At 57.2% G+C, this 26203-nt stretch carries 28 protein-coding genes, 1 pseudogene and 1 riboswitch; of the genes and pseudogenes, 4 read left to right on the top strand and 25 right to left on the bottom strand.

Annotated elements, in window-relative coordinates; translation table 11 throughout:
* Window positions 1–28: 28 nt before the first annotated feature.
* The 3 genes and pseudogenes from SD70_RS39485 to SD70_RS26925 all read left to right on the top strand — a co-directional run bounded on the left by SD70_RS39485 (window position 29) and on the right by SD70_RS26925 (window position 3183).
* On the top strand, window positions 29–526 hold the full coding sequence (locus SD70_RS39485; RefSeq protein ID WP_052487928.1) for a GerAB/ArcD/ProY family transporter: 498 nt from the start codon (window positions 29–31) through the stop codon (window positions 524–526).
* Window positions 523–2023, top strand: a pseudogene (locus SD70_RS26930) (spore germination protein). The gene SD70_RS39485 and the pseudogene SD70_RS26930 overlap by 4 nt, the downstream one beginning before the upstream one ends.
* A 17-nt stretch (window positions 2024–2040) precedes the next feature.
* Window positions 2041–3183: a Ger(x)C family spore germination protein gene (locus SD70_RS26925; RefSeq protein WP_052487927.1), complete on the top strand. Its 1143-nt coding sequence runs from the start codon at window positions 2041–2043 to the stop codon at window positions 3181–3183.
* 13 nt (window positions 3184–3196) lie between these two features.
* On the opposite strand, the gene SD70_RS26920 is transcribed toward SD70_RS26925, so the two are convergent.
* The 3 genes from SD70_RS26920 to SD70_RS38685 all read right to left on the bottom strand — a co-directional run bounded on the left by SD70_RS26920 (window position 3197) and on the right by SD70_RS38685 (window position 6935).
* Entirely contained in the window at window positions 3197–4330 is a 1134-nt protein-coding gene (locus SD70_RS26920; RefSeq protein ID WP_041051361.1) for a DUF3900 domain-containing protein, read from the bottom strand.
* A 125-nt stretch (window positions 4331–4455) separates the two neighbouring features.
* Window positions 4456–5604: an MFS transporter gene (locus SD70_RS26915; protein WP_041051359.1), complete on the bottom strand. Its 1149-nt coding sequence runs from the start codon at window positions 5602–5604 to the stop codon at window positions 4456–4458.
* Window positions 5605–6356: 752 nt separating this feature from the next.
* The gene (locus SD70_RS38685) at window positions 6357–6935 is read right to left on the bottom strand and encodes a type II secretion system F family protein (RefSeq protein ID WP_231571567.1); all 579 of its coding nucleotides are present in this window, start codon (window positions 6933–6935) and stop codon (window positions 6357–6359) included.
* 53 nt (window positions 6936–6988) lie between these two features.
* Between SD70_RS38685 and SD70_RS38680 the strand changes: the two genes are divergently transcribed.
* Window positions 6989–7249 carry a hypothetical protein gene (locus tag SD70_RS38680; protein ID WP_041051357.1) on the top strand — a complete coding sequence of 87 codons (261 nt, stop codon included), beginning with the start codon at window positions 6989–6991 and terminating at the stop codon, window positions 7247–7249.
* A 49-nt stretch (window positions 7250–7298) separates the two neighbouring features.
* On the opposite strand, the gene SD70_RS26900 is transcribed toward SD70_RS38680, so the two are convergent.
* The 22 genes from SD70_RS26900 to SD70_RS26795 form a co-directional block, all read right to left on the bottom strand.
* Window positions 7299–8261 (bottom strand): type II secretion system F family protein, encoded by a 963-nt coding sequence (locus SD70_RS26900; protein ID WP_041051356.1) that lies wholly within the window; start codon window positions 8259–8261, stop codon window positions 7299–7301.
* Complete coding sequence (locus SD70_RS26895; RefSeq protein WP_082053693.1) at window positions 8258–9583, bottom strand: CpaF family protein; 1326 nt, start codon at window positions 9581–9583, stop codon at window positions 8258–8260. The genes SD70_RS26900 and SD70_RS26895 overlap by 4 nt, the downstream gene beginning before the upstream one ends.
* Before the next feature lie 137 nt (window positions 9584–9720).
* Window positions 9721–10566, bottom strand: coding sequence for an AAA family ATPase (locus SD70_RS26890; RefSeq protein WP_041051355.1), 846 nt, complete (start codon window positions 10564–10566; stop codon window positions 9721–9723).
* A 1-nt stretch (window position 10567) separates the two neighbouring features.
* Window positions 10568–11284: a Flp pilus assembly protein CpaB gene (cpaB, locus tag SD70_RS26885; protein WP_082053691.1), complete on the bottom strand. Its 717-nt coding sequence runs from the start codon at window positions 11282–11284 to the stop codon at window positions 10568–10570.
* Window positions 11285–11297: 13 nt separating this feature from the next.
* Complete coding sequence (locus tag SD70_RS26880) at window positions 11298–12218, bottom strand: pilus assembly protein TadG-related protein (RefSeq protein WP_041051386.1); 921 nt, start codon at window positions 12216–12218, stop codon at window positions 11298–11300.
* 22 nt (window positions 12219–12240) lie between these two features.
* Window positions 12241–12627 carry a TadE/TadG family type IV pilus assembly protein gene (locus SD70_RS26875; protein ID WP_082053696.1) on the bottom strand — a complete coding sequence of 129 codons (387 nt, stop codon included), beginning with the start codon at window positions 12625–12627 and terminating at the stop codon, window positions 12241–12243.
* A gap of 7 nt (window positions 12628–12634) precedes the next feature.
* Window positions 12635–13177 (bottom strand): A24 family peptidase, encoded by a 543-nt coding sequence (locus SD70_RS26870; RefSeq protein ID WP_052487926.1) that lies wholly within the window; start codon window positions 13175–13177, stop codon window positions 12635–12637.
* 159 nt (window positions 13178–13336) lie between these two features.
* Window positions 13337–13540, bottom strand: coding sequence for a Flp family type IVb pilin (locus SD70_RS26865; RefSeq protein ID WP_041051354.1), 204 nt, complete (start codon window positions 13538–13540; stop codon window positions 13337–13339).
* 49 nt (window positions 13541–13589) lie between these two features.
* A complete protein-coding gene (locus SD70_RS26860) occupies window positions 13590–13934 on the bottom strand; it encodes a DUF192 domain-containing protein (RefSeq protein ID WP_041051352.1) in 345 nt (114 codons plus the stop codon).
* Between the two features lie 91 nt (window positions 13935–14025).
* A riboswitch (cyclic di-GMP riboswitch) is annotated at window positions 14026–14117 on the bottom strand.
* A 392-nt stretch (window positions 14118–14509) separates the two neighbouring features.
* Window positions 14510–14761, bottom strand: coding sequence for a hypothetical protein (locus tag SD70_RS26855; protein WP_197081200.1), 252 nt, complete (start codon window positions 14759–14761; stop codon window positions 14510–14512).
* A 200-nt stretch (window positions 14762–14961) separates the two neighbouring features.
* Window positions 14962–15213, bottom strand: coding sequence for a hypothetical protein (locus SD70_RS26850; RefSeq protein WP_052487925.1), 252 nt, complete (start codon window positions 15211–15213; stop codon window positions 14962–14964).
* A gap of 13 nt (window positions 15214–15226) precedes the next feature.
* The gene (locus SD70_RS26845; protein ID WP_052487924.1) at window positions 15227–15763 is read right to left on the bottom strand and encodes a hypothetical protein; all 537 of its coding nucleotides are present in this window, start codon (window positions 15761–15763) and stop codon (window positions 15227–15229) included.
* 525 nt (window positions 15764–16288) lie between these two features.
* Window positions 16289–16837 (bottom strand): D-lyxose/D-mannose family sugar isomerase, encoded by a 549-nt coding sequence (locus tag SD70_RS26835; RefSeq protein WP_041051348.1) that lies wholly within the window; start codon window positions 16835–16837, stop codon window positions 16289–16291.
* Window positions 16838–16860: 23 nt separating this feature from the next.
* A complete protein-coding gene (locus tag SD70_RS26830) occupies window positions 16861–17139 on the bottom strand; it encodes a hypothetical protein (protein WP_041051347.1) in 279 nt (92 codons plus the stop codon).
* Entirely contained in the window at window positions 17127–19007 is a 1881-nt protein-coding gene (locus SD70_RS26825; protein WP_052487923.1) for a Sip1-related alpha-galactosidase, read from the bottom strand. The genes SD70_RS26830 and SD70_RS26825 overlap by 13 nt, the downstream gene beginning before the upstream one ends.
* A 15-nt stretch (window positions 19008–19022) precedes the next feature.
* On the bottom strand, window positions 19023–20186 hold the full coding sequence (nagA, locus tag SD70_RS26820; protein ID WP_041051345.1) for an N-acetylglucosamine-6-phosphate deacetylase: 1164 nt from the start codon (window positions 20184–20186) through the stop codon (window positions 19023–19025).
* A 120-nt stretch (window positions 20187–20306) separates the two neighbouring features.
* Complete coding sequence (locus SD70_RS26815; protein ID WP_041051343.1) at window positions 20307–21041, bottom strand: phytanoyl-CoA dioxygenase family protein; 735 nt, start codon at window positions 21039–21041, stop codon at window positions 20307–20309.
* A gap of 74 nt (window positions 21042–21115) precedes the next feature.
* A complete protein-coding gene (locus SD70_RS26810; RefSeq protein WP_041051342.1) occupies window positions 21116–22084 on the bottom strand; it encodes an ROK family protein in 969 nt (322 codons plus the stop codon).
* On the bottom strand, window positions 22081–22716 hold the full coding sequence (locus SD70_RS26805) for a D-sedoheptulose-7-phosphate isomerase (RefSeq protein WP_041051340.1): 636 nt from the start codon (window positions 22714–22716) through the stop codon (window positions 22081–22083). Before SD70_RS26805 ends, SD70_RS26810 begins: the two co-directional genes overlap by 4 nt.
* Window positions 22713–23516, bottom strand: coding sequence for a DeoR/GlpR family DNA-binding transcription regulator (locus SD70_RS26800; RefSeq protein ID WP_052487922.1), 804 nt, complete (start codon window positions 23514–23516; stop codon window positions 22713–22715). Before SD70_RS26800 ends, SD70_RS26805 begins: the two co-directional genes overlap by 4 nt.
* 47 nt (window positions 23517–23563) lie before the next feature.
* Window positions 23564–23710 (bottom strand): hypothetical protein, encoded by a 147-nt coding sequence (locus tag SD70_RS36445; protein WP_156158212.1) that lies wholly within the window; start codon window positions 23708–23710, stop codon window positions 23564–23566.
* A gap of 21 nt (window positions 23711–23731) precedes the next feature.
* A partial coding sequence (locus tag SD70_RS26795; protein WP_052487921.1) for a glycoside hydrolase family 2 protein occupies window positions 23732–26203 on the bottom strand: 2472 nt, incomplete at its 5' end.

The following is a 26203-nucleotide window of genomic DNA, read 5'->3' as shown; positions in this document are numbered from 1 at the left end:
ATGTATTTTTGCGGCAGCATGTTCGAAAATGTTCGTCATTCTCATGCTGCAGCACCATTTGCGGCAAAAAATAAAAGTATCGCATCTAATTGCGATTGTTTTCCTTCTTTCGGGGTTTACTTTAGGATCGTTAACAGGTGCCATCATGTCCTTCGGGTATGAAGCTGCAAAGTTGCGATTTCCTGCGTATGAAGAATGGAGATTGGTCATCGTTGAAAAATATATTACTCATGTCGATTTTTTGTCTATTTACATATGGCTGTCGAGCGCTTATATTCGTATCTCTTTGACATTTTATCTGATGGTTGATCTGCTGCAAATCAAAAAAGCGTCGAAGAAAATTGCGGTTACGATGATCCTTGGAGTTGCGATGATTATCCTGATGCAAATACCGATAAGTGACACTATAAGCGTCAATTTTATAACAGCCTCTTATGCCGTATCTTTTTTCTTTGTCTCGGCGCTGTCTGTTTTATTGCTGCTTTGGGTTCATTGGAAAACAAGGAAGGAAGCAAATCCGCAATGAACATTTTCCGCCTCTTCCAAAGAAAACGCCAGTCGAAACCAAGAACGAACTCTATGCAAGGGACCAATGACACCGGATCATTGCAAGTATGGGATGAAAAAAAGCTGACCATGTATTTTCAGCAAAGCAACGATGTTAAAATTCAATCCATCAATTATGATACATCCTTGAACGTAATTTTAGCATTTTGCGAAGGGATGTCAGATACGAGAATCATTTTGGAAACCGTTATGCCGACAATGGAAAGCGTCTTTGGCATCAAACGAACGATTCCTGGGGAGGCTTTAACGGACCTGATGTCGCTGCTTCCGCTAAAACCAGCCAATTCGGATCAAGAGTGGATGACGAGTTTGTTCGGCGGCGATTTAATCATTTTTTTCCCATCCTATAGTTCGGTTTATATTTTCGCGAACGAATCCGTTCCAAAAAGAAAGCCGGAACAATCCCCTTCGGAGATTTCCATAAAAGGACCCCGGGACGCATTCACCGAGGAGATTTCCACCAATGTCGCCTTGATCCGTAAACGTCTTCGCACTCATTCGCTGCATAACGAACGATTTGTTTTAGGCACAAAGAGCCGAACACCCGTTTCGCTCGTATATCTGAGTGATATAGCAGATGCCGGTCTGATCAATGAAGCGCGGAAGCGTTTGAACGGTTATAATGCCGAGGCATTACTCAGCAGCGGGGAACTGGAAGAGGCGCTATCGGATTTTTCGGCTTCCCTTTTTCCGCTATTCGACTATATCGGCAGACCGGATTTTGTTGCGCAATGCTTATTGCGGGGACGCTTTGCCATACTCGTTAACGGATCGCCCATGGCGGTAATTGCTCCAAGCAATTTAACCGAGCAGCTCAAATCTCCTGAAGATCTTCACTTTCCTTTTTACCTTGTCGCGTTTCAGAGAATTTTACGTCTTGTGGGATTGTGGCTGTCTATTTTCTTGCCAGGTTTTTGGATTGCATTAAGTTCATTTAACATGGAACAACTCCCTTTTCAATTATTGGCTACCATTTCCAATTCTCGTATAGGCTTGCCTTTTTCAGCACCGATTGAAGCCTTTTTTATTATGGGTTTGTTCGAATTGTTTAGAGAAGCAGGCGTACGTCTCCCTAAGTCAGACCGTAGCGATTGCCGGCGGAGTCATTCTAGGCCAAGCAGCCATTGCAGCCGGATTGGCTTCACCATCTTTGCTTGTCGTAACAGCTGTAACGGCGGTTACCTCTTTTACTTTGGTGAACCAATCGCTGAATGGAACGGTAAGCGTGCTGCGCTTTTTCGTCTTACTTTGCTCTTCTATTTTGGGGATGTTCGGTTTTTTCATAAGCATGTTCGCTATTGTCACTTATCTCTCGGGATTACATTCGTACGGAATCGGATACCTCGAGCCTCTCTCCCCCATTTCATTTCGAGATATGGCCCGAGCGTTGATTGATCTACCGGAAAATGTAAAGAATAAACAACCTGAGATGATGAAGGACGGAACCAACAACTAAGGATAAGTGAAGATGAAATGGAAATGAGAAGAGTCTATAAATGGTTAGGAATATTTATCATGCTGATCGGACTAAGCGGCTGCTGGGATTTGCATGAAATTCAGAATATCGATTATATCACATCGCTCGGCATAGATTTCTCTAACAATCAATATACGGTGTATGCGCAAACACTTGATTTTTCATCCGTGGCCAAACAAGAATCCGGGAAACCCAAAGAACCTGCACTGATTTGGATTGGAAAAGGCCAGGGCAGCACACTCAACATTGCTATGAACGATCTATATAATACGGCGCAGCAAAGATTGCTTTGGAACCACATCACTCATATTGTGGTTTCCGAGAATGCGCTTAAACGGGGAACAAAAAATTTATTTGAAGCCGTTGAAAGGTACAGGGAAATTCGGTTTACTCCTTGGATATACGGGACGAAGGAAAATATCGAGCAATTGTTAACAACACCGGCGTTCTATAATTTGTCGCCTCTCTTGAACATATCGCACGAGCCTGAGGAAAACTACCGTCAAAAATCATTGGTTCAGCCGATCCGTTTCGTCCATTTTTTAGCCGATAATCTGGAACCGGGCAGAACGGTCATTTTGCCGTCATTGAAAATTAATCCCAAGCAGTGGACTAAAAATCAAAAACCGGACCCCAAGTTGCAGTTGGACGGAGCTTTTGTTATTCATGAACAGAAACTGCAAGGATGGCTTGACATTGAGCACTTGCAAGGTTTGCGTTGGCTGACAAGCGAAACTATCCGGTCGCCCCTCAAAATCACCAAAGACGGAAAAACAGTCGGGGTACTTTCATTGGAGCATCCCAAGTTTCGCATCACAGAAAAACTGGACGGCGGACCGCCCAGTTACTCCATTCTCGTCAAGCTGTCCGGCAATATTGTAGAGCTTCTTGAACAGACCGATGAAAGCCTCCTTCAGAAGCTTGCCGAAAAAAAGGTTGAGGAAGAAATTCGCTCAACCTTTATCAATGCTTTAACTATCGAATCCGATATTTATCATTTAGAATACGATACCTATCTAAATCATTACGGCATCTGGAAACGTATATTTCAACAACAAGGATTAGGAATAACGAAAACATCGCTGAAAGAAATCAATGTCAAAATACAATTAAACCACTCGGGAATGCTGAGCCAGTAAAAGTTATCTTGCCTCAATAAGGCAGCTCGTCGTCGCGGTCCAAATGCAGTCCGGCGCGCGCCTGCGTCTCCGGCTCCTCTTCCAGCCGGCGCAGCACTTGCTCCAGCTCCTCCGGCTGCAGCAGCTCGACCGGCGACACGCCGTGCTCGAACTCGAAAGCGTCTCCCGTAACGAGCACCGCGTAGCGGCCGCCGATGCGCGCCAAGTGGATGCGGCTGCCGTAATCGGCCATTTTGCCTTTGACGAGCACGCCGTCCAGCTTGAGCTTCAGCTCGAGATCCGGCTTTTGCTCGACGATCCACTGCGTCGCCTGGGCGACCCGCTCGTGCGGCCATTGCTCCTGCAGCTCGCGCTTCTCGCTCGCCGCCCAAACCTCGTACTTCTCCGCCTCGATTTGCAGCTCGCGCTGCCGCTCTTCGCTCAGATCCGGCGCCTGCAGCTGCTCTTCCAGATACGAGCCGACCATGCCCATGACATGGTCGTTCAGCACCTCCGGCATCGTTTTTTCGTAAGAAACATATTTAAGGAAATCTTCGAAATACCGCGCGTGCGACGCCTGGTGAATTTTGAGCTCCCATTCGTCGAACGCGCCGTCCTCCGGCAAATGCGGATATTGAATCGATTTGATATTGCGCGCCGAGATCGCCATCTCCACTTGCGCGATCAGCTTTTTCTCGTCGGCGATGCGGGCGATTTTCGGCTCAAAATCGCATTTCAGCACGAATATCAGTGGATCGTCCGACACTTCATACCACCGCACCCGAACGATGATGAGCGCCCCGCCCCGCACTGCGCTTGTATCGAGGTATGCCCGCACCAGCTCGTCGCCGCAGTTCAGAAACTGCTCCTTCGACTCCGCCTGGCGCAGCCGCTTGAACAAGTTGTAGTTCGGATTCGAATCCAGCTCGAAGCCCGGCTCGACCGTGAAGCGGCCGATTTTCGTCGGCACGTTCTCGCTGAGCGGATTGCGTTCCGCCTTGCGTTTCACGATCCGGGCGAACTCGCCGTCCAGGAACGTTTTCAGTTCGGTATCCTCGTAGTCTTCGCCGTCCAGCGTCTGGTAATGCTTGTACCGTTTGCCCGCTCCCGCAGCTTCGCCTTCCGTCTGAATGACGAAGAAAGATAAGTACTGTACGATAAAGTCCATCGATGCGCTCTCCCCGTTCCGATCTATCCTCCTACGAACAATCCGGTCGTTCCAAGCCAAAACGTCCCCCGGCACACGTTTTTAACTGTACCGCGGGACGTCATAGTTGTCAAAGCTTTGTTCAGTTACTCGGCGGCGCCCTTCCCCGGCAGCGATTTGCGGAGCGGCCCCGCACCCGCCATAGAGAGCAGCGCCACGAATGCGCCGATCCACCAGATCAGTCCCGGCAGGCCGATGGACGAACCTACCTGCATGAGCAGCCCCCCGGTTCCTTGGCTAATTCCGCCGCCGATCGCCATAGCCAAATAATAAAACCCGAAATAGGTCGCGGTCATCTCAGGATTGGCGAGCCGCGACGTCACATCGAAGCTGGCCGGTTCGATCGTCATCAGGCCGATCGCAAACAGTGCAATACCGCACACGAACACCGTTACGTGCGCGGCGCTCCCCAGCACGAGCAGCCCTGTCCCCATAAGCAAAAAGCCGGTTTGAACGGAGCGTATCACGTTGAATTTCGCGACAAGCACGTTAATCGGAACCTGAAGCACAATCATCATCCCCGACAGGACGAGGAACACGATGGAAACGGACGAAGCCTCATGCGTAATCTCTACAATTCGCGCCGGAATCGCCAAATATAGCTGCATAAACATAAAGAAATAGCCGATCATCACGGCCACAAAATGGACGAACGGCTTGTCCCGCGTGACCGTTTTCCACATATGCGTCCAGGCCACGGGCTTCACTTGCACGTTAATGGCCGGCAGCCGAAAATACGTAATGATTCCCGCCGCCGCAAACAATGCGCCGGACAGGACGGACAGCAAATGAAAGCTCACGTTCACCAAAAGCGAGCCGATCAGCGCCGAAACGACGATGCCGAGGTTGTCGATCACCTTTTTCACGGCGTACGTGCGCGAGCGCCAAGTCGCATCCGTGAGCGTCGTCAGCGCCGCATCGCCGGTCGGCTCGAACAGGCTCCCCCCGATGCCGGCGATAATGGCGGAAACGAACATGAGCAGCGGACTCGTTCCCAAAGCAAACATGGCGAACCCGATGCCGCGCAGCAAGAAGCCGAGCGTGAGCGTCGCGCGGTAGCCGACTCTGTCGGAGATCATGCCGGTCAACATCATCGGCCCTTGCTGGCTGAACTGGCGCACCATCAGCAGTACGCCCGCGAGCAGCGGCGACCACGACAGCGAATGCGTCAAATAGACGGACAGATTCGGAATAAGGGCATAAAAGCCGATCGACATCAAAAACGAATTGCTCAAAAGAAGCGGGACGCCCCGAGGCCACGATCCAAACTGCGATTTCAAGTTACCACCCCGATTGTCTGGTTGCGTATCTGTTCAAGACTGACTGATCCGTGACCAACCGGTCGGACTCAAGCGGTTGCAAAGCGTTGTCGCAAAAACGGTTACCGGCAGCCCTCATTTGTGCAAAAATGTTCGTTGCATGCCGTTCGTCCGCCATACGTTCATTCGGCAATAATTGTGTTCCAGGACCGCAGCAAAACGTTAGCGGAACGACGTTCCGCTATGCGCGGTATTTCCCGTTATTCCCCAGAAATAACGGAACGGGAATCCGTTATCTGTCTGCAAAATTGCGCAAAACCGGTGTATTACCCTGCAACAGCCGCCAATAGCGGAACGGGAATCCGTTATTTTGTCGCAATCGTCCATAATTGTGTAAAATAGCGGAACCCTGTTCCTTTATGGCTCCATCCGAATTGTTTGCGAAATCGGGTCTACCGTCTGGACAATATACTGCACGCTCCGTATACGAACGGCTCAGGCAATAGTCGTCCCTGGCAAGCCGATTATACTATTGTCCCCAATGTACATTCTCCAACAAAGCCGGTTTTCCTTGTGCCAAGCCGCAAAAACTTGTCAAACGGCGACTCCCGCAGCCCGAAACTTGCATCAATGCCGATCTGAAGAAACGAGCCTCGGCCCGCCCGGAGCTTAAACAAGCTCCGGCAAGCTTTTTGAAATGCGCCGCTGATCGGCTGATTCCACCGCTCTCACTTCGAGAACGTCTCGATGAACTGGATCAGCGCCGGTCCGAGCAGCACGATGAACAAGCTGGGGAAGATGAACAGCACGAGCGGGAACAGCATTTTGATCGGCGCTTTCATCGCCGCTTCTTCCGCCCGCTGCTTGCGCTGCTCGCGCACTTCCTGCGACTGGACGCGCATCACCTGCACGAGCCCGATGCCGAGCTTCTCCGCCTGCAGAATGCTGCCGATCAGCAGCTTCATCTCTTCCAGCTCGATCCTCTCGCGCACGCCGAGCAGCGCTTCCCGGCGCGTTTTGCCGAGGCGGATTTCCTCCAGGCAGCGCTGAAACTCCGCGGCCAGCGCCCCCTCCTTCTTGGCAACGAGCTTGCTGAGAGCGGCGTCGAAACCGAGCCCGGCCTCTAGGCTGACGGTGAGCAGGTCGAGCACGTCCGGCAGCTCCTTGAGCGCTTGGCGGCTGCGGCGCTTGATCCGGAGCGCCAAATACCAGCGCGGCATAATGACGGCGATCGCCAGCCCCGCCAGCGCAAACGAGGCGATGCCGCCCCGCTCTGCTCGAGCAAGCGGCGTAAAAGCCGCACACAATCGGCATGCCGGCCAGCAGCGCCAGCTGCAGCAGGCGGAAGTCGAGCGCCCCCATGCCGAGCGGCATTCCCGCCCGCTGCAGCTTCAGCTCCAGCTTCGCCGCCTGCTCGCCGGGCAAGCGGCGGCCGAAGCTGCGCCGCAGCGCCCTCCATAGCGAGGCGGCAGCGTGGTGCAGCAGCCGTGCCGGCTTGCCCGGCTGCTGCTCCGCAGCGGCGCCAGCGGCAGCGGCTTCCGCGGCCGCATCCGTCGCCACGAGCGCCAGCCGCCGCCGCAGCCGCGCGCTGCGCTCCTCCTTGAGCACAAACAAAGCATAGACGAACAGCGTGACGGCGCAAAAAAGCGTGAAGTACATCATAGCCTCAGCTACACCTCGATCGTAGTCAGCTTGCGGATCATAAAGAAGCCGATGATGCCGGACACGGTGCCGCCGCACAGCATCAGCACCCCGATCGGGTGCCGGAACAGCGAGCCGATGTAGTTCGGCTCGATTAAATAAATGATAAGGCCGAGCGCGATCGGCAGCAGTCCGATGACCATCCCCGACAACCGGCCCTGCGCCGTCAGCGTCTTGACTTGGCGCTGGATTTTGACGCGGTCGCGGATCGTCTGCACGATCGTTTCCAGCACCGTCGCCAGATTGCCGCCAACCTGGCGCTGAATCAGGATCGCCTGAATCATCAGGTTCAAATCTTCGCTCGGCATCCGCTCCTTGAGCGACAGCAGCGCGTCCTCCATCGAGCTGCCGTACTGCATCTCGCGCAGCACCGTCTCCATCTCCTCTTTCATCGGGCCGTCCGACTCGTCGACAACGGTTTTGAGCGCCTGCGAGAACGAGAAACCGGCGCGCAGCGAGCCGATCACCGTCGTGATCATGTCCTGCAGCGCGTCGCCGAACGCCTGGGTCCGCTCCCGCTCCTTCCGTTTCACCCACATGCGCGGGGCCGAATAGCCGGCGGCGATGCCGATGAGCAGTAAAACGATGCGGCCCGACAGCAAAAACAGCAGCCCGCCGCACAGCGCGCTCAACATCCACTGAAGCAAAATGTACTCTTCCGGCTTCAGCGGAACGCCGGCGCGGTGCAGCATGTCGGCGAGCTTTTCGCCGCGCTTCTTGCTCAGCACCTTGTCGCGCACCGTCTGCTTGTACAGCTGCATCTGCACTAGCACGTTCAGCTTGCCCGACGGCAGCTTGCGTTTGTCCTGAAGGTCGAGATAACGCTTCATCCGCCGCCGGACGCGCTTATCGGACAGCAGCAGCGCCTGCAATAGCGCCGTGAAAAACAGAAAGCTCGTCAAGGCGAACAGGACGATGACGGTCAGCTTCACGGTTCGTCCCTCCCTTGGCCCAAAAAGACGGAGACCGGCACATGGATGCCGGACGTCTCCAGCCGCTCGTAAAACTTCGGGCGGATGCCCGTCGCCGCAAGCCGGCCCTGGATGCGCCCTTCGGCGTCGGTGCCGGTCTGCTGGTACGCGAAAATGTCCTGCAAAACGATGACGTCGCCTTCCATGCCAAGCACCTCGGTGATGTTGACGATTTTGCGGGTGCCGTCCTTCAGGCGCGACTGCTGAATAATAAGGTCGATCGCGCCGGCAATCTGCTCGCGGATCGCTTTCACCGGCAGCTCGAGGCCGGCCATCAGCACCATCGTCTCGAGGCGGGCGATCATGTCGCGCGGACTGTTGGAGTGGCCGGTGGCCAGCGAGCCGTCATGGCCCGTATTCATCGCCTGCAGCATATCGAGCGCCTCGCCGCCCCGCACCTCGCCGATGACGATGCGCTCGGGGCGCATCCGCAGCGCGTTGCGCACGAGGTCACGGATCGTGACCGCGCCCTTGCCCTCGATGTTCGCCGGCCGCGATTCGAGCGAAACGACGTGGTCTTGCCACAGCTGCAGCTCGGCCGCATCCTCGATCGTGACGATGCGCTCGTCGGACGGAATGAACGAAGACAGCACGTTGAGCGTCGTCGTTTTGCCCGACCCGGTCCCCCCGCTGACGAAAATGTTGAGCCGCGCCTTGACGCACGCCTCCAGAAACATCGCCATCTCCCGCGATACGGTGCCGAACCGGATCAAATCCTCGATCGTATACGGATCTTTGGAAAACTTACGGATCGTGATCGTCGGCCCGTTCAGCGCGAGCGGCGGGATAATGATGTTGACGCGCGACCCGTCGGGCAGCCGGGCGTCGACCATCGGCGAGCTCTCGTCGACGCGCCGGCCGATCGGGGCGACGATTTTCTCGATCACGCTCATGACGTGCTCGTCGTCGCGGAACTGCACGAACGCCGGCTCCAGCTTGCCGCCCCGCTCCACGTACACTTGATCGGGGCCGTTGACCATCACTTCGGTGACGTCCGGATCGAGCAGCAGCGGGTTGATCGGGCCGAAGCCGGTCAAATCGTTGATCAGCTCTTCGACCACTTTTTTCCGGTCGATCTTGCCGCGGAACGATTCGTCCTCCTTCATGATCTCGACCGCCATCGCATCGATCTTCGGTATGATCGCTTCGACGTCGCCGTCTTTCAGCTCGTTCAAAATTTGTTTGTGGAGCCGGTTTTTCAGCTCCTGATGCTTGGTCGGCTGCGGTGCCCGCTCCTTGCGCGGCGAATCGGAGCGGCGGCCATCGCGGAACGCCGCCAGCAAGTCTTTCTTCGCGCCTGCGGCGGGCCGTTCCGCTTCCGCCTCCGCCGCAGCCGCTTCTTCGCCGGAAGGCTGGGGCTGGATCGCCTCGCTCTCGCCTGAATTTTGTCGAGCAAGCTCATGCAGATTTCCTCCTACGGCTATGTCGTACTGCCCTTGGTCCGATGAAACAGCGAATTCAGGAAAGACGGCTGCTTCGGCTTGAACAGCGAAATTTCCCGGCGCGAGATGAGCTGTTCGGCCATTTTGAATATCGACTTGGCGATGTCCGTCTTGCCGTGATTTTGCACGAACGGGACGCCGATGTTGAGCGACTGCGCCACGATGGCAAAATCGTTCGGGACGTAATAAGGATGCTCGATCCCAACGATGTCCGGCACATCGGTCGCCTTAATGACGCTGTCCATCGTCGCCCGGTTGACGACAAGCTGCACTTTGTGGCGCAGCCCGAGCGCTTCAAGCGTCTCGAGCATCAGCCTCGTGTTTTTGATCGCGGCCATCTCCAGCGTTGTCAGGATGAAAATCTGGTCGGCTTTCTCGACGAACAGCAGCGTGCTCTCCTTCAGCCCGACCTCCGTATCGACGAGCACGTAGTCGTGCTGGGCCAGCAGCAAATCGCACACCGTACCGAGCGCCGGCGCCGCGAGCAGATCCGCCTGCTCCGGCCTCTCCGGCGCGGCCATCACCTTCACCCCGGACGAATGGCGAATCAAGTAGCTGGCTGCCGTATGCTTGTCCATCGCGTCCATGCTCTCGGCCACATCCTTGATCGTGAACGTCGGCTGCAGATCCATGGCCAGACTTACGTCGCCGAATTGAAAGTCGCCGTCGAGCAGCGCGATTTGAATGTTGTTTTTGGACAGGGCGACGGCCAAATTGACGGCAAGCACCGTCCGTCCGATGCCGCCCTTGGCGCTGCAGACGGCGATCAGCTCGCCCCGTTTGGCGGGCGCTTGCTCCTGCTGGAGGTTATCTGCGCCGTTCACGTCACTTCGCCCCCTTCGCTGCGTCCGCTGCCCCCGCTCCCGGAGCTGCGGCAGCATCCGGCGGAACGAGCCGGGAATACAGAGTGAGGCTGATGCTGCCGCGCTCCTGCGCGTTAACGATCGCGACCGCGTCCGCAGGCTTCACTTCCAGCGTCACCGTCGCGTATTCGACGTACGGCGTGCCCTCGGTAGCCTCCACCATGCGCCGGCCAATGGCCAGCACCCGCGCTTTCTCCAAAATAAGGGTAGAAACGACCGGCTGCCCGGTTACCTTCTCCGGCGTCGCAATGACGTCCACCTCGTCCTCCGGCTCGATCAGGTTGGAGACGGAGCGCACCAGGTTGACCCCGACGGATACGGCCCGGTACCCGTCGCGCACTTTGCGCGAAACAAGCAGCGCTTCCTCTTTCTTGCTTTGCAGATGGTGGCTGAGCAGCACTTCGCCGGGGGCAATGTCGGCGTTGGCGATTTTGCCTTGCGCCTCCGCAATCGTCTTGACGGCCTCAGGGTGCAAACCTTTCTTCGGCACCTGGGCTAGCTGGAGCGCATCCGCGCTTACCGTTTCGTTGCGCTTGATCGCCTTCTTCGCCACGACCGCCTGGACAAGCGTCTCGTTCGCCGTAGAAATTTCGTCGTAGCGCTTCATGTAGTTGAAAAACAGCACCGTCGTCACAAGCCCCAACACGATCGCTACAATTAAAATCAGCTTCGATCTCATGCGTCGCCTTCCCCTACTCGATTAGTCTGATCGCATAGGCGCCTTTGTCCAGCGCTCCCGGCTTGATGGAGCCTGCGCCCGTCTTCTTGATGAATTGGCCGGTAATGCTCGTGTCTTTGCTGCTCATAGGCGCGGAAATGTAAAAGTACGCGAAGCCGGTCACCTGAATGTGCTTGAGCTGATTGGAGCTGTAGTCGTACGGCTTGTACGTCGGCACGAGAATGATGCGCGGGTCGTCCGGATGGGACGTATCGCCCGGGGGGTACGGAGACTGGTCGATTCGGTATTGAACGCCCGACCTCGTATATCCGGCGATGTTGCCCGTCTGCGTGTCGATAATGTCGCCGACGTCGACTTCGTTGCCGTAGCCGTGCATCAAGTTGTACTCGTACGTCTTCGCCCCGTTGCCGCCCAAAGCCAAAATGCCGAAATTGCCTGCGGACACTCCCGTCTGGTCGACCTTCAGCTGATAATCTTTGCCGTATTCAAGCTGGATCGAGTCGTCGATCCCGAGCGGCGCCACGCCGGTCGCCCCGCCCATCGGGGCGATTTGCGCGGCAGCTTCCGCCTCCACGGTAACGGCGCTGCGGCCGAGCACTCCGGCAAAATCGAGCGGCACCTGCTTCGACAGCTTGACGCGCACCGTCTGCCCGAGCTGAATCGAGCTCGACTGCAAGCTGGCCGCTTCGTTATGATCCCGCAAAATCGTTTGAATGACGGCGCTTACCGCCGAGCTCGTATGCGTCAGCTCCGTCGCGCCCGACAGGACCGCAGCGTTCGCCGTCTTCTGCAAATGGCTCCTCGCAGCGAAAACGGCGCCGCCGTCCAGTGCGATGGCGGCTGCCGCGAGCAGGGCGAACAGCGTCAGGCCGGCAAGCGGCAGGGCACTCCCCGTTTCGTCATGGATGCGGGCCTTTTGCGGCCGCAGTAACATTTTCACGTCGACTTCGCCTCCTTCATTCCACCCGTATCGTCGAATCGGTGCGAATGACCGGCGCCGGCAGCACACTGCCGAGCAGCGGCGTCATATAGGGCAGCGTATACGTAAGTGTGACCTTCACGTATTGCCCGGATTTGCGGCTCGCCTCCGGCGGCGCAATCGCCACCTGCAGCTTGGTGCTGTCCGGCACTTCCGCCTGGCCGCGGGCGAACGATACGATGTCCGCGTCCCCCCGGCCGAGTCCGCCGAGACGCACCGATTCTTGTGCCACCAGATTCAAATTCAAATACGTAAACAAGATCCTTCCGAAATCGATAACCCCGCACAGCAGCAAAAGCAGCAGCGGCACAATCAGGGCGAACTCCGTCAGCGACTGCCCCTTCTCTTCATGGACGATTCTCATCCGCACGTCACCATCCCCAGCCGCTTTGCTCAAGCCATACGCCAAGCGCCGCCCCGCCGGCAATCGCCACGCCGTACGGGTACGTAAGCCGCCCTGCCTGCACGCCGCCGGACTCACCGCCCGGGCGCAGCGGCAGCAGAAATCCGCAGCGCAAGCTGTAGCCCCAATAAACGAACCACACCAGCTGCCGGCGTGCGCCGGCTTGCATCGCGATGACGGCGCAGGCCATCACCCCGCCCAACAGCGCCATGCCGAGCGACGCGAGCAGGACGAAGCCCGTCCCTTTGATCGCGCCGACGACAGCCAGCAGCTTCACGTCGCCGGCCCCCATCCCGCCCATCAAGTACGGCACGAGCAGCACGCCGAGCCCAGCCGCGCAGCCGAGCAGCGAAGTGGCGGCACCGTGCCACCCCTCGAGCCAGACGTGCAGCACCAGCGCCGCGATCCAGGCCGGCAGCAGCGTTTTGTTGTAAATTTTGCGGCTCTTGATATCCGTTGCCGCCGATACGGCCAATAGGGCCGTCAGCAGCGCATTATACCCTATGCTCAATGTTCCCGCCTCCTGTCGGAATCAGCCTACGTATAGGCGCAGCCTATACTTTCCGATGCAGGCAAAAAAAGGGGCGTACGCTCATCACGCATGCCCCTTCGTGCCAACCGGTTCCACCTCGCGAGTGTCTCCGTTATGGTTGACGACCGTGCGTCAACCTCACGGTGTTGTCGTACCGCCTGTCACGGTTCCCGTTCCTTGCTGCACGACGCCGAGAGCGTTCTGGAACAGCGTAACGATTTGCCCGCGCAATGCGACAAGCGCCGTAACGGCCGCAACCGCAATGAGGCCCAGCACAAGCCCGTACTCCGTCATGCCTTGACCGTGCTCTTCCGTAAATAAGCTCTTCATTTTGTTCACCATGTTTCATCGCTCCTTTTATTTTCATTGAATTGGGGTTCGTTGCCCAGTCTTACGGCTGGAATTGCAACGTTTGTCCGACTTGCAGCCGGCTTCTGGCGATTGTGCCCGCCGGCAGTTCGATGACCGCTTCCGTATGGCGGAAGACGGTACCGCGCTTGTTCGGCGCCAGCTGCGGCTCCATCCCCGTAATGCGCATACGCCCGTCGACGTGCACCACGTCGATGTCGTACCGCATCCAGAACGTATGGACCGAGCGGCACGGCCTGAGGTACAAGCAGCAGCCTTCCGGGAACCGCTCCGTGAACAGGAGCCCCCTGAGCCTCCGCCAAAAGGTTTCCGCAGGAAGCACCCGTTCCGCGAGCACGAACCCGTCTTCCGGCTGCACAAGCTTCATAGGCGTTTCAGCACCTCCCATTCTGTCCGTGGTTTCCCTATCGCATTAAAGCCCGAAAGCGGCGGGAATGGCAAAAAGCCCCCTCGAATCTTTCGGCAGCTGGCTGGCAAAGCGCGCCTTCGTTCGCGCTGAAGCCCCTGTAGCTTTGCGTCCCCGCTTTCGCCGGGTTTGCCTTTATCGGGATTCGGGAAGCTTCCGGGAAGGTTGCTCGTCCGAATCGGATAGGTGATGGCCTAAGCATAAGGCGAAAAGTTTTTCGACGGAATGTGCTGAAACACACAATTTTCTAAAGAATTTTTTGTCGAGAATTATGACGCAGGTTGCAGAAATTTTTGCAACTTACAGACTATTTAGACGGTTGCGCTCACGCAATACAGAGCCTCGAGACCGAAATGCGGAGTGTCGGAAGAGGCGAGTTGGCAACATAAGCGGCTGCCGTCGGAAAAGCGGCCGCATGCGGAGCGCACGAGCCCTTTTCACGCTGCTGGGACTTTGTACGCATTCGTTAAACGGCATCTGCAAGCCAAAATGCCCCGCAGCGGCTGTATGATCCGCTGCGGGGCATTTTGCCAGCGCTACGACTGGCTTTGCTCAGCCGGTTGTTCGAATGTACCGTCTTCGGGTCTTTGCCCGTAATGCTGGTAACCGTAGTGTCCGTATTGCGGCCAGCCGTAATGGTGATGGTGATGGTACGGATAGTACGGGTAATGATGATGATAAGGATAATGAGGGTAATGATAGTGCGGATACGGATACGCCGAATAAGGGTAGTGCGGATATTGGCCATATGCCTGCCCGTACGGATAATGATACATTTGATAACTCATATGATTCTCTCCTTGATTGGGTGAAATACTTACAATGGCACATTATTCATTGCCGGGAAATAGGTGCCTATCCCGGGTCAAATTGTGAGCGGCCGCATAACGACGAAGGCTGCACCTCTCGTCATCCAGACGTTAGGTGCAGCCTCACGTTCACGTTCGTTCCCGACAGGGCGCTATTTGCAGACGGCTTGACGGCAACGTTACGTTCCCGCGTCGCGGTCGGGCTGCCCGGCTGTCTCCGCCGCCGCGAATACCGAGTCATCGGGAACGTTCGTCATATCGCCCTTGCGGCGAACCTGGACCTTCACATTATGTACAAAGCGTTCCAGCGAAGCATCCAGCAGCTTCTCCCGGCCGGCGTCCTCGTTCACATCCGAGTCCACTTCTTTGGCATCGGAAAGCACCCCGTAATAGTCCGGCTCTTCTTTCCATTTGTCATCGTGATTCGGCAAGCCTATACCCCCTTTATCTTGCTTTGGCTTTGCTTCCCACCCGCGGCCGCGGCGATTTTGCGCGTTCGTCGGCGGATGCCTTTCTTGTGTTTTCCCTGCCCCCTATGACGCCTTCGTACCATAATTGAAAGGCGTACAGAATTAAACCTATGCATGTCATCAGCAGCAAGTTTTGAATGGGCGTTATGGTTCCGTTCGACCTTACGCCCATCGTGTTCAGCAATACCGTAAGGCCAAATCCGTAAAACGCGTCTACGAGCATATTGACGATGAAGAAGACCCAGAACTTCCGGAAAGTAAACCGGAAAATCCACATCGTACCAACCAGGAAGACCCCGTAGACCGTAAACAGCGGCATCGTTTTATCCCACGGAAAGAGGGTCATGTTGAAGGTCCACCAATGGTACGTCCATGCCAATTGATTCACGATGCTGTTCAGCACAGTGGCGAGCAAAGCGACGGGCATATATTTTCGTATCGAAGCGCGGTCCATAAAAAGCAATGAAGCCCAAGGTATGAGGAACATCAGCCATAAAATAAGCTTGATCACGATTGGCCGCCCCTTTTTTTCCTTATTTAGTCAAAGGTTTACCCCAACGGACAAAAAATATTCTTCGCCGGGCGCGACTTTTTCCGTCAATCCTTCGCCGGAGCGGCCTTCAAGCAGCCTTGTCGCCCACATAACGCGGTTGCATTTGAATATATTGAGTAACAAGCACTTACCCGCGAATTCTCGCCTTCGGAAGCCTTAACGGAACGGCGTTTCCGTTATGACCTTACACAATCTGTTGGTCGTTGCTTTACCGGACGGTTGTTCCGCATATCTCAAGGACATCATGTCCGACATCGACAAGAAGCGGACGCAGTCGAAAAGCCGCACTCACCTAAATCATATCGAAACCAGGCATGGGCTTGAACGTCAACTCCTGTTAAAAACGCCTCTATCCTGCGAAACCGCGGGATGGAGGCGTTTGTTTGATCTAAGCCGAAATGGGCTAAAGAAGAGCATAGAAAGCAGCCTTACAGCGGCAGCCATGGATAAATTTAAAATCCGGGACTGACGCTGTTTTTCATACTACTCATCCTCAACAATTACAGGAATGCGCTCAACCCGCGGGTCCGTAAAAATATCGAACTTATCGCGGCTCGTGCTCGAAAACTCCGACACGATCGCTCCTTCCTCGCCGGCTTGAAACCAATGCTTCACGCCCGGCATAATCGTATATTGCTCCCCGGGATTCAGCTCCACTTCGCGGAAGACGGTATAATAGGGCTCGCTGCCCGCCGGCACGGTCGCATGAATGGCAGCCGTGCGATCTCCTTCCACATATAAGTATACTTTTCCGGAGCGGCACCGGAACGTTTCCATCTTGCCGGGGTCGTCTCCGACCGGAGGATGCAGATGCTCGGGACACGTTTGTCGCGGGAACAGCAGCAGTTCCTTGGCACAATAGCGTTCGGTGTTGATATAGGTGATCAGCAGCAGGCCCTGCACAGCAAGCTCTCCAAGGCCGAAGCCGGCCACCTCGATGCGCTCCAGCTCCTCCGCCGTCAGCCGAATGCCGGCTGTGGCGAAGCTATCCGTAGCCCGCGATTGCGCTTGTAGCACTTCGCTTCGTTTCATCGTCAAGCCTCAGCTGCTGTACGTCAATCGTGCAGGATTTCGACGAGAACGTCCCCGCTTCCGGTACCGCATTTCACTTCATAGAGCCCTTTCGCCAGATCGGCAACCTCCACGGCCTCGCCGTTCACCCGTACGGCCGCCGGCTTCGCGGCGCTGACGAACCCAAAATCGCCGCCTTCCTTCAGCTGAACCAAAGTTGAACGGCCGTTCGTCCAGCACTTGCGTACAGCGTCAGTCGACATATATTTGTCCATCAGTCCGATCGGCGTCACTGCACCCTGCCGCGGAATCAGCAAGTACATCGCGCATTGCCCGGTTTGAAGGGTGAAGTCCCGCCGTTCTTTGCCCGATAGCGTTGGCACTCTCGGGAAAAATGCTCAAAAAGCAAATAAGGCTTCGCCGGATCCAGCTCAGGCACATCTTCGATGCCGATGGAGCCGCTTACCGGACCGTCATTTTTGCGGATATGAAAGACAGCCACGGCGCCCGATCCGCCGATCGTATTCCACAGCTTAAGCGGAATATCCGTCTCCGTCGGGTTCGCAAGCAAGCAGTCCGCGGTCGGATTTGCAGTCCGGTCGCAGCGGATCAGCTTGCCGTCCCGATAGATAAGCGGCCACACCCTCTCGGGGCTGGTCCGCCCGATTGCGTCGCTGACATAGACCGGCCCGCCGCTGATCGAACGCAGCACGGCGCTTTGAACATCGTCATGATTTTGCGTCCAGAACATGTCCCAATCGCCCCAATAGAACGGCCCGTGGTAATAGGAATTATAGGCGTTCTGCAGCGCATGCTCCGGAAAGCCGTGCGCCTCTTTCGGGACGAAATCGTCGCTGTTGCGGGAAACGGCCGATTTGGGTCTATGCCAAATGTTTTCCGACGCCATCCCCATGCAGTTGATGATCGTGCCGTCAAAATGCAGCGCCACCGACGCTTCCAGCGCTTCATGGGCCGCGCCGGCCGCTTCTCCGATGGAACGGTGGTATTTCAAATAGTTCAGCACCGCGCTCTGGCTGTCCACTTTCACGAAATCGACGCCTTGGCGGCGAAGGAACGAATGCCACGCATGCCAGAAGCCGAACCCTCTGCCGGCATCCGGATAAGGAATCAGACTGCCTTTGGCGGTGGTGAACAAGGAATCGCTTAACTGTTTGGCCAGCGGGCTGTCCGGATGGATGCCGCCCCAATATCCGACGATCGTATGCCATACTCCGACCCACCTGACACCGAAACGGTCCTTCAGCTCACGTACGGCATGGGCAAGACCCCGGGGAAACTTGTCCGCATCCGCCTCGAACGCCTGCAGCTTGCCGTCCGCCGTGTCGGACCAGCCGTCGTCAATCATGACCCAGCGTACAGGCAGCTTCAGTTCCTGCAACTCCTGAAGCTTGGCCAACAATCCTTCTTCGTTCACCTGATGATAGAAAGCGTCCCAGCTGCACCAACCCAAGTAATCCAGCATTTCCGGGTACTTCTTCCGCTCGCGCGGCAGTGTCGGAAAATTCAGCGCGTCGAGGGCGATCTCGACATGCCTGTTCATGAGCCGGAAAGGATCGTCTCCGGCTCCGGTCACAAAAGCCAGCGTCTCACAGCGGTTGCGTCCCCCCTGCTGCCCCGAGATGCGGACGGTCAAGCCTTCGGACGAGCCGGCAAGATCGGTGCGGAACACCGGTCCGCATACGGGCAGAAGCTGGTAATAGGCGGTGTCCGTTTGCCACAGCAGCGATTGCGTACGCTCCGGCAGCTGGGACATATCCGGATTGAAATGCGGGCGCGTCCACCAATCCTTATGCTGATAATTGGCGAGCAAGCCCCGGACGGCCGCTTCGGGCTTTATCGTAACGCTGATTCCGCCGGCGGGAGCGAACGAGCGTTGTGTGCCGAAATCGTTCGCATGCTCAATCGCGCCGTCCACATAGGCGAGCGCGAAATGGCTGTAGCAGCGCAGCGTCAGCCGAACGCCGACCTTCTCGTCATCGCTGCGGAACGCATGCCGGTATTCGGCATAACCGCCGAACCGGTCCTCTCCTTCCTGCAGCTCGCAGCCTTGATAGTCAAGCTGGAAAGGCGCGCGGCCGTCAAGACGGACAGACACCGACACGGCGCCGAACACCGTTTCGTTCTTATAGGTTAGTCCTTTACCTTCATGCCAATCGATACATGTAAACATAAGCGGCTCCTTTGTCTAAGATTGGTCCCATTTTGCAAAGACGATCCGTCCGCTTACCATAGTCCATAAAACCTCGAACCGGTCGTTAAGAAGCACCAGATCCGCATCCGCCTGCGGCGCGAGCTTGCCTTTACCGGATAAGCCAATAATGTTCGCCGGAGCTTCCGTCGCCATTCTGACGGCATCGCTAACCGGGATCCCGGACCGGACCGTTTTGGCGAGGGCTTCGTTCATCGTTACCGTGCTGGATGCCAGTGTACCGTCCTGTAGCGTCGCGACGCCGTCCTTTACGGTCACTGCATGGCCTCCAAACATATACGTTCCGTCCCCCAGCCCCATAGCCTGCAAAGCGTCCGTAACGAGTACCATTTTGTCCGGGCCCTTTTCCCGGTACAGGAGGCGAACGATAGCCGGATGAAGATGAACGTGATCGACGATCGCCTGCACGCTGACATGCTCCTCTTCGAACGCAGCTACGACAATTCCGGGGTCGCGGTGATGAATCGGTCGCATCCCGTTAAAACAGTGAGTCACATGGCTCGCTCCCTCGCGGAACGCTTCTTTGGCTTGTTCGTAGGTGGCGTCGGAATGGGCGATCGCCGCAATAATGCCGCGGTTGTTCAAATAGCGGACGAGCTCGAGCCCGCCCGGAAGCTCCGGCGCCAAAGTAACCATACGGAGCAGCGGTCCGGATTTCTTTGCGATAAGCTCCATTTCTTCCATATCGGGATGACGCAAATACCGTTCGTTCTGCATCCCTTTCCGCTTCGCGTTCAAATACGGCCCTTCGATATGAAGGCCGGCAATTCGGGCTCCGGGCTCATGGCCCGTTACCGCGACAACGCTATCGATCATGCGCAGCAAGTCCTCCAGCGAGGAGGAAACCGAAGTAGCCAGAAAGGACGTGCAACCGGACCGCGCGCATGCTGCGGAAACCGCTTCGACACTTGCCGCGGTGCCGTCCATCATGTCGAACCCGTCCGCTCCGTGAATGTGAACGTCGATCATTCCCGGAATGAGCAGCTGCCCGCCGCCGTCGATTTCTTGATCCGCTTGCTGAGAAGCTGTCTCGCCGTTGATAAATACACCTTCTATCCTGCCGTCTCTAACGAAAATATTGCCGCTCACAAGCTCTCCCTTACCGGGCATCCTTACGTTGCGAATCCACGTGGACGACATTTCCGTCCCTCCCCCTTATGAGTTGATCGCTTTGGCTGACCGATTTCGTTGGCGGTTCCGTTTGACTTCTTTACCATTTCAGCCGATCGTTGCATAGCGCCCCGCCAAACACCGTACATTTTAGTTTTCGTATACATTGCCTGCGATATCGCGGCCTCGCGCCAGCCAAATCCGGTGACCGCGGTTGATTTTATCGTCCCGGTTCACAAGCACGTCGGTCGCAAAATAGCGCATCGTATACCCGCAGCGGCGCAGCGGGCTAAGGTTGGGGTCGGCGCCGTGAATGATGCGCGAGTCATGAAGGGAGCACTCGCCCGGCTCGAGCTCGAAATAAACGGCCTTCTCCTCGTCCACCTGCTTGATTTTACGGCCGAAGGTGTTCGTACGGCTGTCGACTTCCTCATATTCGGAGAAGCCGTTGACATGCGTGCCCGGAATGACTTTCATGCAGCCGTTCTCTTTGACGGCCCGGTCAATAGCCACCCACACGGTCACGATGCTGTCAAACCTGCTAAGTCGATTTTTCCAATAGGCGGAATCTTCATGCCACGGCGTCGCGCGGCCGACGAACGGATCCTTGCAGATAAAATGGCTGGACCAGAGCGCGATATTCGGGCCGGTGATCGGCTCGACCAGATCCAGCACCTCGTCGCTAAGCAGAAACTCCAGCAGCCGCGGATCGCGAAAATGCGGCGTATCCAGCTCGTCGGACAGCTTGCTGCCCTTTTCGGCCAAATGCTCTTCGAAAATCGCGGTTAATCGCGCTTGCTTCTCCGGCGAAAACAGCGGTTTTCGATACAAAGCGTATCCGTTGTCCCGATAATGCTTCAGCTCTTCGGCCGTCAGTTTGGCCATATCCGTTCCCCTCCCAAATTTCGCATGATTCTCGCGCCGGCCTATGCCGCGGCCGGGTCCGCTTATCCGCGGTCTTACTCGACTACGAGATTGAGCGCCACCGACAGACAGGCCACATCGCCAACGCTCTCGCCCAAGCCAGCGGGAACGATCTTGCAGACGCTCCGGGCGATCGGCAGCGCTTCGTTATCCAGCACCGCGAGTGCGGCCGGCTCCAGAATCGCCTGCTGTCTGCCGTAAATGCTGCCGATGACGATCCGTTCCGGGTTCAATATATCGACCAGCATCGCCAGACCGCGTCCCAGCTTGCGGCCGACCTCCTGCAGAATGTCGCGAGCGAGCGCATCACCGCGCTCGGCGGCTTCACCGACTTTCTGCGCGGTGACCGCATGCAGCTCATCCGGGCGCGGACAAAAGACGGGCGACTCCCCGGCACGCAGAGCCTCCTCCGCCCGCCGGCGTCCCAGTTCCGCGATCCCCCCGCCGCTGCAGAAGCCTTCGAACGATCCCGCTTTCCCGTAGCCGACCGGACCTTCGTGCTCCAAGCGCACATGCCCGACCTCTCCGGCCATGTCGTTGGTTCCGGAATACAGCCGGCCATCCAAGATCATACCTGCTCCCATGCCTGTACCGAAGGTGAGGAAGATCATATTGCGGCAGCCCCGTCCCGCTCCCCACTTCCATTCGGCCAAGGCGCAGGCGTTGGCGTCATTCTGCAGCCCCACCGGTACGCCGAACCGCTTCCGCAGCGGGGAGACGCAGTCGATGCGGTCCCAGTGCGGCAGATTCGGCGGCGACAGGATCAGCCCGGCGCGGCTGTCCAACGGGCCGCCGCAGCTGATGCCGATTGCCGCGAGCGGCTCTTCCGGCAGCTGAGCCAGCAGCTCCGCCAGGCCTTCCTCGAAGCGGCGGAGCGCTTCCGCCGGCGAATCCGGCGTCGGAAAACGCACTTTGCCGACGATGTCGATCCCTTCATCCTTAAGGCGGCCGAGCGTTACTGCGCATTTCGTTCCGCCGATGTCGATTCCTCCAAGCAGTGTCATGACGGAAAAAACTCCTCTTCCAGCAAAATGCATAGCGCATGATAGATCGGAAGATGCCGCTCCTGAATATCGGGCGTTTGCTCCCATGGCACGCAAATGACGGCATCGCAGAGCCCTTTCATTTTACCGCCGCTCTTTCCGGTGAGCCCGACGGTGCGTAGTCCAAGAGCTTTGGCGACTCGGACGGCATGGAGCACGTTGGCCGAGTTGCCCGACGTGCTGATGCCGACGAACAAGTCGCCCGCCTTCCCGTAGCCGTAAACCTGCTGGGCGAACACCATCTCCGGCGCCACATCGTTGGCGAACGCCGTGGACAGCGCCGTATGGCTAACGAGTGAAATGGCCGGCAACGCCCCTTGCAAATTGTTGGCGATCCGGTCGGCCTCGGTCTCGTCGATTTCCGCCAAACGCGCGCGGAACTCGGCGGGAACCGGGCGCGGGGCCATAAAGCCCTTCATCAGCTCCCCGACGATATGCTCGCAATCCGCCGCGCTGCCGCCGTTGCCGGCAAGCAGCATTTTACCGCCTTCCCGAAACGTCCGCTTCATCAGCTCGAACGCCTTGTCGATATCGTTCGCGCAGGCGGCAAGTTCCGGGTATTTCTCATAAAGCTTCGCCAATACCGGTTTCATAGGCCCTCCCTCAACGTTTGTTTCACTGGGCAGACGATTACCTGCACACCGGTTTTTTCAATTTCCTCAAGAATCTCCATATCCGCCAAATCGCTCGTAACGAGAACATCGACATCCTGGAAATCCGCGAACGAGACAAGCGCTTGCCGCTCGAACTTGCTATGGTCGGCCAACATCACGATCTGTTTGCCCGCTTGGATCATCGCCCGCTTCACCTCGGCTTCGAACAGGTCGGAGCTGGTGAACCCCTTGCTGATCGTAATCCCCGAGGTGCCGATAAACGCATAGTTGGCGCTGTACTTATGCAGTTCGTCAACGGCCTGGGGTCCGACGACCGACATCGACTTTTTGACGAGCTTGCCTCCGAGCAGGAAGATGGAGGCATCCTCGTGCTGGCTGAATTCCTCCGCCACATTGATGCCGTTGGTCACCACCATCAACCCCGGGGTTTGCTTCAAATAACGGGAAACGCACCAGGTCGTCGATCCGGAGTCGAGCACGATAATTTGGTTTTCTTGCACCAGGGACGCAGCCTGCCGGCCGATGGCGTCCTTCTCCTCAAAAAATTGAAACTTGCGCTGCTGCACAGGAGGGATCGTGGCAATGACCTGCTGAAGCTCCTCGGTGAGAATAGCGCCTCCGTAATTTTTTTTGACGATGCCTTCCTTTTCCAGCTGGTTCAGGTCCCTGCGGATCGTCTCCTCCGAAACGTTGAACTCTTTCACAAGGTCGGTGACTTTCACGCTGCGCTCCTTCAGCAACATCTCTTTGATTTTATTGCGGCGCTGAACCACGATCATGATGAACCCCTCCTGCGATCTTTCTGCTTCTATGAGTCGCTTATAACTTATTGCTCGCGAAGATGGTCGAATACCCGCGCTTTCAGCAGCAGGACATTGGCGCCGCCCGTCTTCCTGCGGACGGCCTCCCCGAGGTCTTCCAACCCCGGACGGCAATAAGGCACGCGTTCCGCACGTTCCAAATCATTTGCCATGACTCCACCGCCTTTGCAAATCTATGGCTTGATCGTCTGCGCAGCCGCGTTCCACGCGGACACTTCCACTTCCCGTTCTCGCTCGGGGAAGCCGCTCCAATCGACGGCGATCGTACAGGCTTCGCCCGGCAGGAGACTGAAGTCACTGTCGGCGAAATACGCGTAACCCGATGCTCCCAGCGGTCTGGCGTCCCTAAGCTGTACCTGGAAAGCCGCCGTCTCGCCGGTATTGACCATTTCCAGCAGCCAGCGGTCGGCTGCCGGCGCCGCGTCTTTGCCGGCTTGCGCGGTGCCCGCAGCCCGCCGCGTAACTTGAAGCGACGTTTGCGGCAAACGCAGCATCGGCGTCAAATCGGCGGACTTGCTGAAGGCGTATCGGTTGGCCGCGATCGGCGTTCCGGACTCATCCGTCAGCTCGAGACTGAGGAAGAAGACCTCTTCCCTCACATCCGCAAGGGGGCATTCAAAGCTGCCGAGCTGTGCGGAAGCATTAGCTCCCAGCACGGCGCCCATCCGGCCCGATGCATATTTGCGTCCGCTTGCTCCTATGATCATCGCTTCCGCTTGCAGTCCGTTCAGGCTGTACGGCAGCGAGCTCGTCGCCCACAGATCGGCGCGGAAAGTTTCATGCCCCGCCAAAGCCTGCGCTGCGAACACTGCCGTCACGGAGACGTCCCGATACGCCCTTGCCACCCCGTAATACGCCGGCTTCGGCTGGGCGTAATAGTCGAGTGCTGACGTACAGTATGCGTTCGGGAAAGGCTCGTTGAACTGCCATGGCAGCGTGCCGCTGTTTCGCCATTTGCGGCGCAGATTCGACTCCACCGCATAGCGGAGCCCTTCGAGCTGCAAATACTGGCTCGCGCGGATCAGCTGCGCTACGTCAGTCAGCGAGCCTCCGAACGACTGCTGCACGAGCGGCTCGTTAATCCACCAGGCGCCGCGGTGGAAATAAACCGGGTTATCTTTGCTCGCAGGCCATTGGAACTCTTTGGAAATCGTCTTATTCAACGTGTTCAGATGGGTCATTCCTTCGACCCCGAATTCGCTGTGCATCAGCGACGTTCCTTGATTGTAAAGCTCGTATTGCCGCGTCAGCCCTTGATGTTCCCAAGGTCCGTGAACGTCGTGCAAGCCGTCCGGATCGTTTGCGATGTTCTCGAAGCTGTTCGAGAACACTCTGCCCGTCGGCGACGTGGCCAGCCACAGCGCCCCGGGATGCAGTCGCCGGACCGTCCGACTCAAGAGGCCGAGCACCGGCTCGCTGTCGTCCAAAGGCCGCTCGAGGCCGTCCTGCAGCTCGTTGCCGCCGCACCACAGCACGAGCGAGGGATGGTTGCGCTTGCGAGGTATAATGCGCTCGGCTTCGCCTTCCATCATCGCCAGAAACTCGGGATCGGTACTCGGCTTGTTGGCAATGCCCGAGCTGGATTGGATGAACTCCTGCCAAACCATAATGCCGTAGCGGTTGCACAGCTCGTAGAAAGCGTCCTTCTCAATCAGGCCGCCGCCCCATACCCGGAGCATGTTGACGCCGGCGCGTCGAGCCAAGGAGAGCAGCCGCTCCAGCTTCTCCGGACGCTCGACGCCGTACATGACGTCGAGCGGCACCCAGTTCCACCCTTTGATATACGTTTTGCGGCCGTTGACGACAAGCGTGTACGGCTTCGCCTCAGGATCGGCCGTTTCGTTCGGCGCGAACTCCACCTTGCGGATCCCGAACGTCGTCCGCCGGGCTGCCGACAGGGAGCTTTCTTCGTCCGGCAGCACGGCTTCCACAACGGCCTCATACAGGCACGCGTCGCCCGAGCCGTTCGGCTGCCACAGATGCGGGCGCTCGAGCGGGATACAGGCGTTCAGCGTCGTTTCCCCCGCCGCCAGCGCATGCACCGAGCGGTGCGCAGCGATTTCGCGGCCTTCGTATCGAATCGCCGTTCTCACTTCCGCCCGAATGTCGGCCGTCGACGACAGGCTGACGGTGACGGACAAATCGGCGCGGGTCATATCGGCCTGAAGCTGAGGCCTTATATAGACGTCCTCGATGGCCACAGCTCCCGTCGCTTCCAAATATACGTCGTCCCAGATTCCCTGATGAATCATGCGCGGGCAAAAATCCCACCAGTACGTCATCCGGCTCTTATGCGCGCGCACGTAAGACGTCTTGCTCACTTGCGGCTGCTCGTCGGGAGCCTTCTCTATGACGACGGCGAGCAAATTGTCGCCGCCGTAATGAAGCAGGCCGCCGACCTCAAATTCCGCAGGCGTATACATTCCTACATGCTCCCCGAGCCGCGTCCCGTTGAGAAAAAACTGCGCCGCATAGTCGACGCCCTTAAAGTGCAGGCGGACCCGACTCCCTTTCCAGGATTCATCCACCGTGAAAGCTTTACGGTACAGCCACGTACGCTCCGGTACCCACTCGACAAGCAGACTGTTCCGTTCGTAAAACGGATCGGGCACCTCCCCGTTCATCCATAGATCGTGCAGCACCGT

It is taken from the genome of Gordoniibacillus kamchatkensis (assembly GCF_000829455.1).
GTDB classification, from domain to species: Bacteria; Bacillota; Bacilli; order Paenibacillales; family NBRC-103111; genus Gordoniibacillus; species Gordoniibacillus kamchatkensis.
This window is presented reverse-complemented; position numbering and strand designations above follow the sequence as displayed.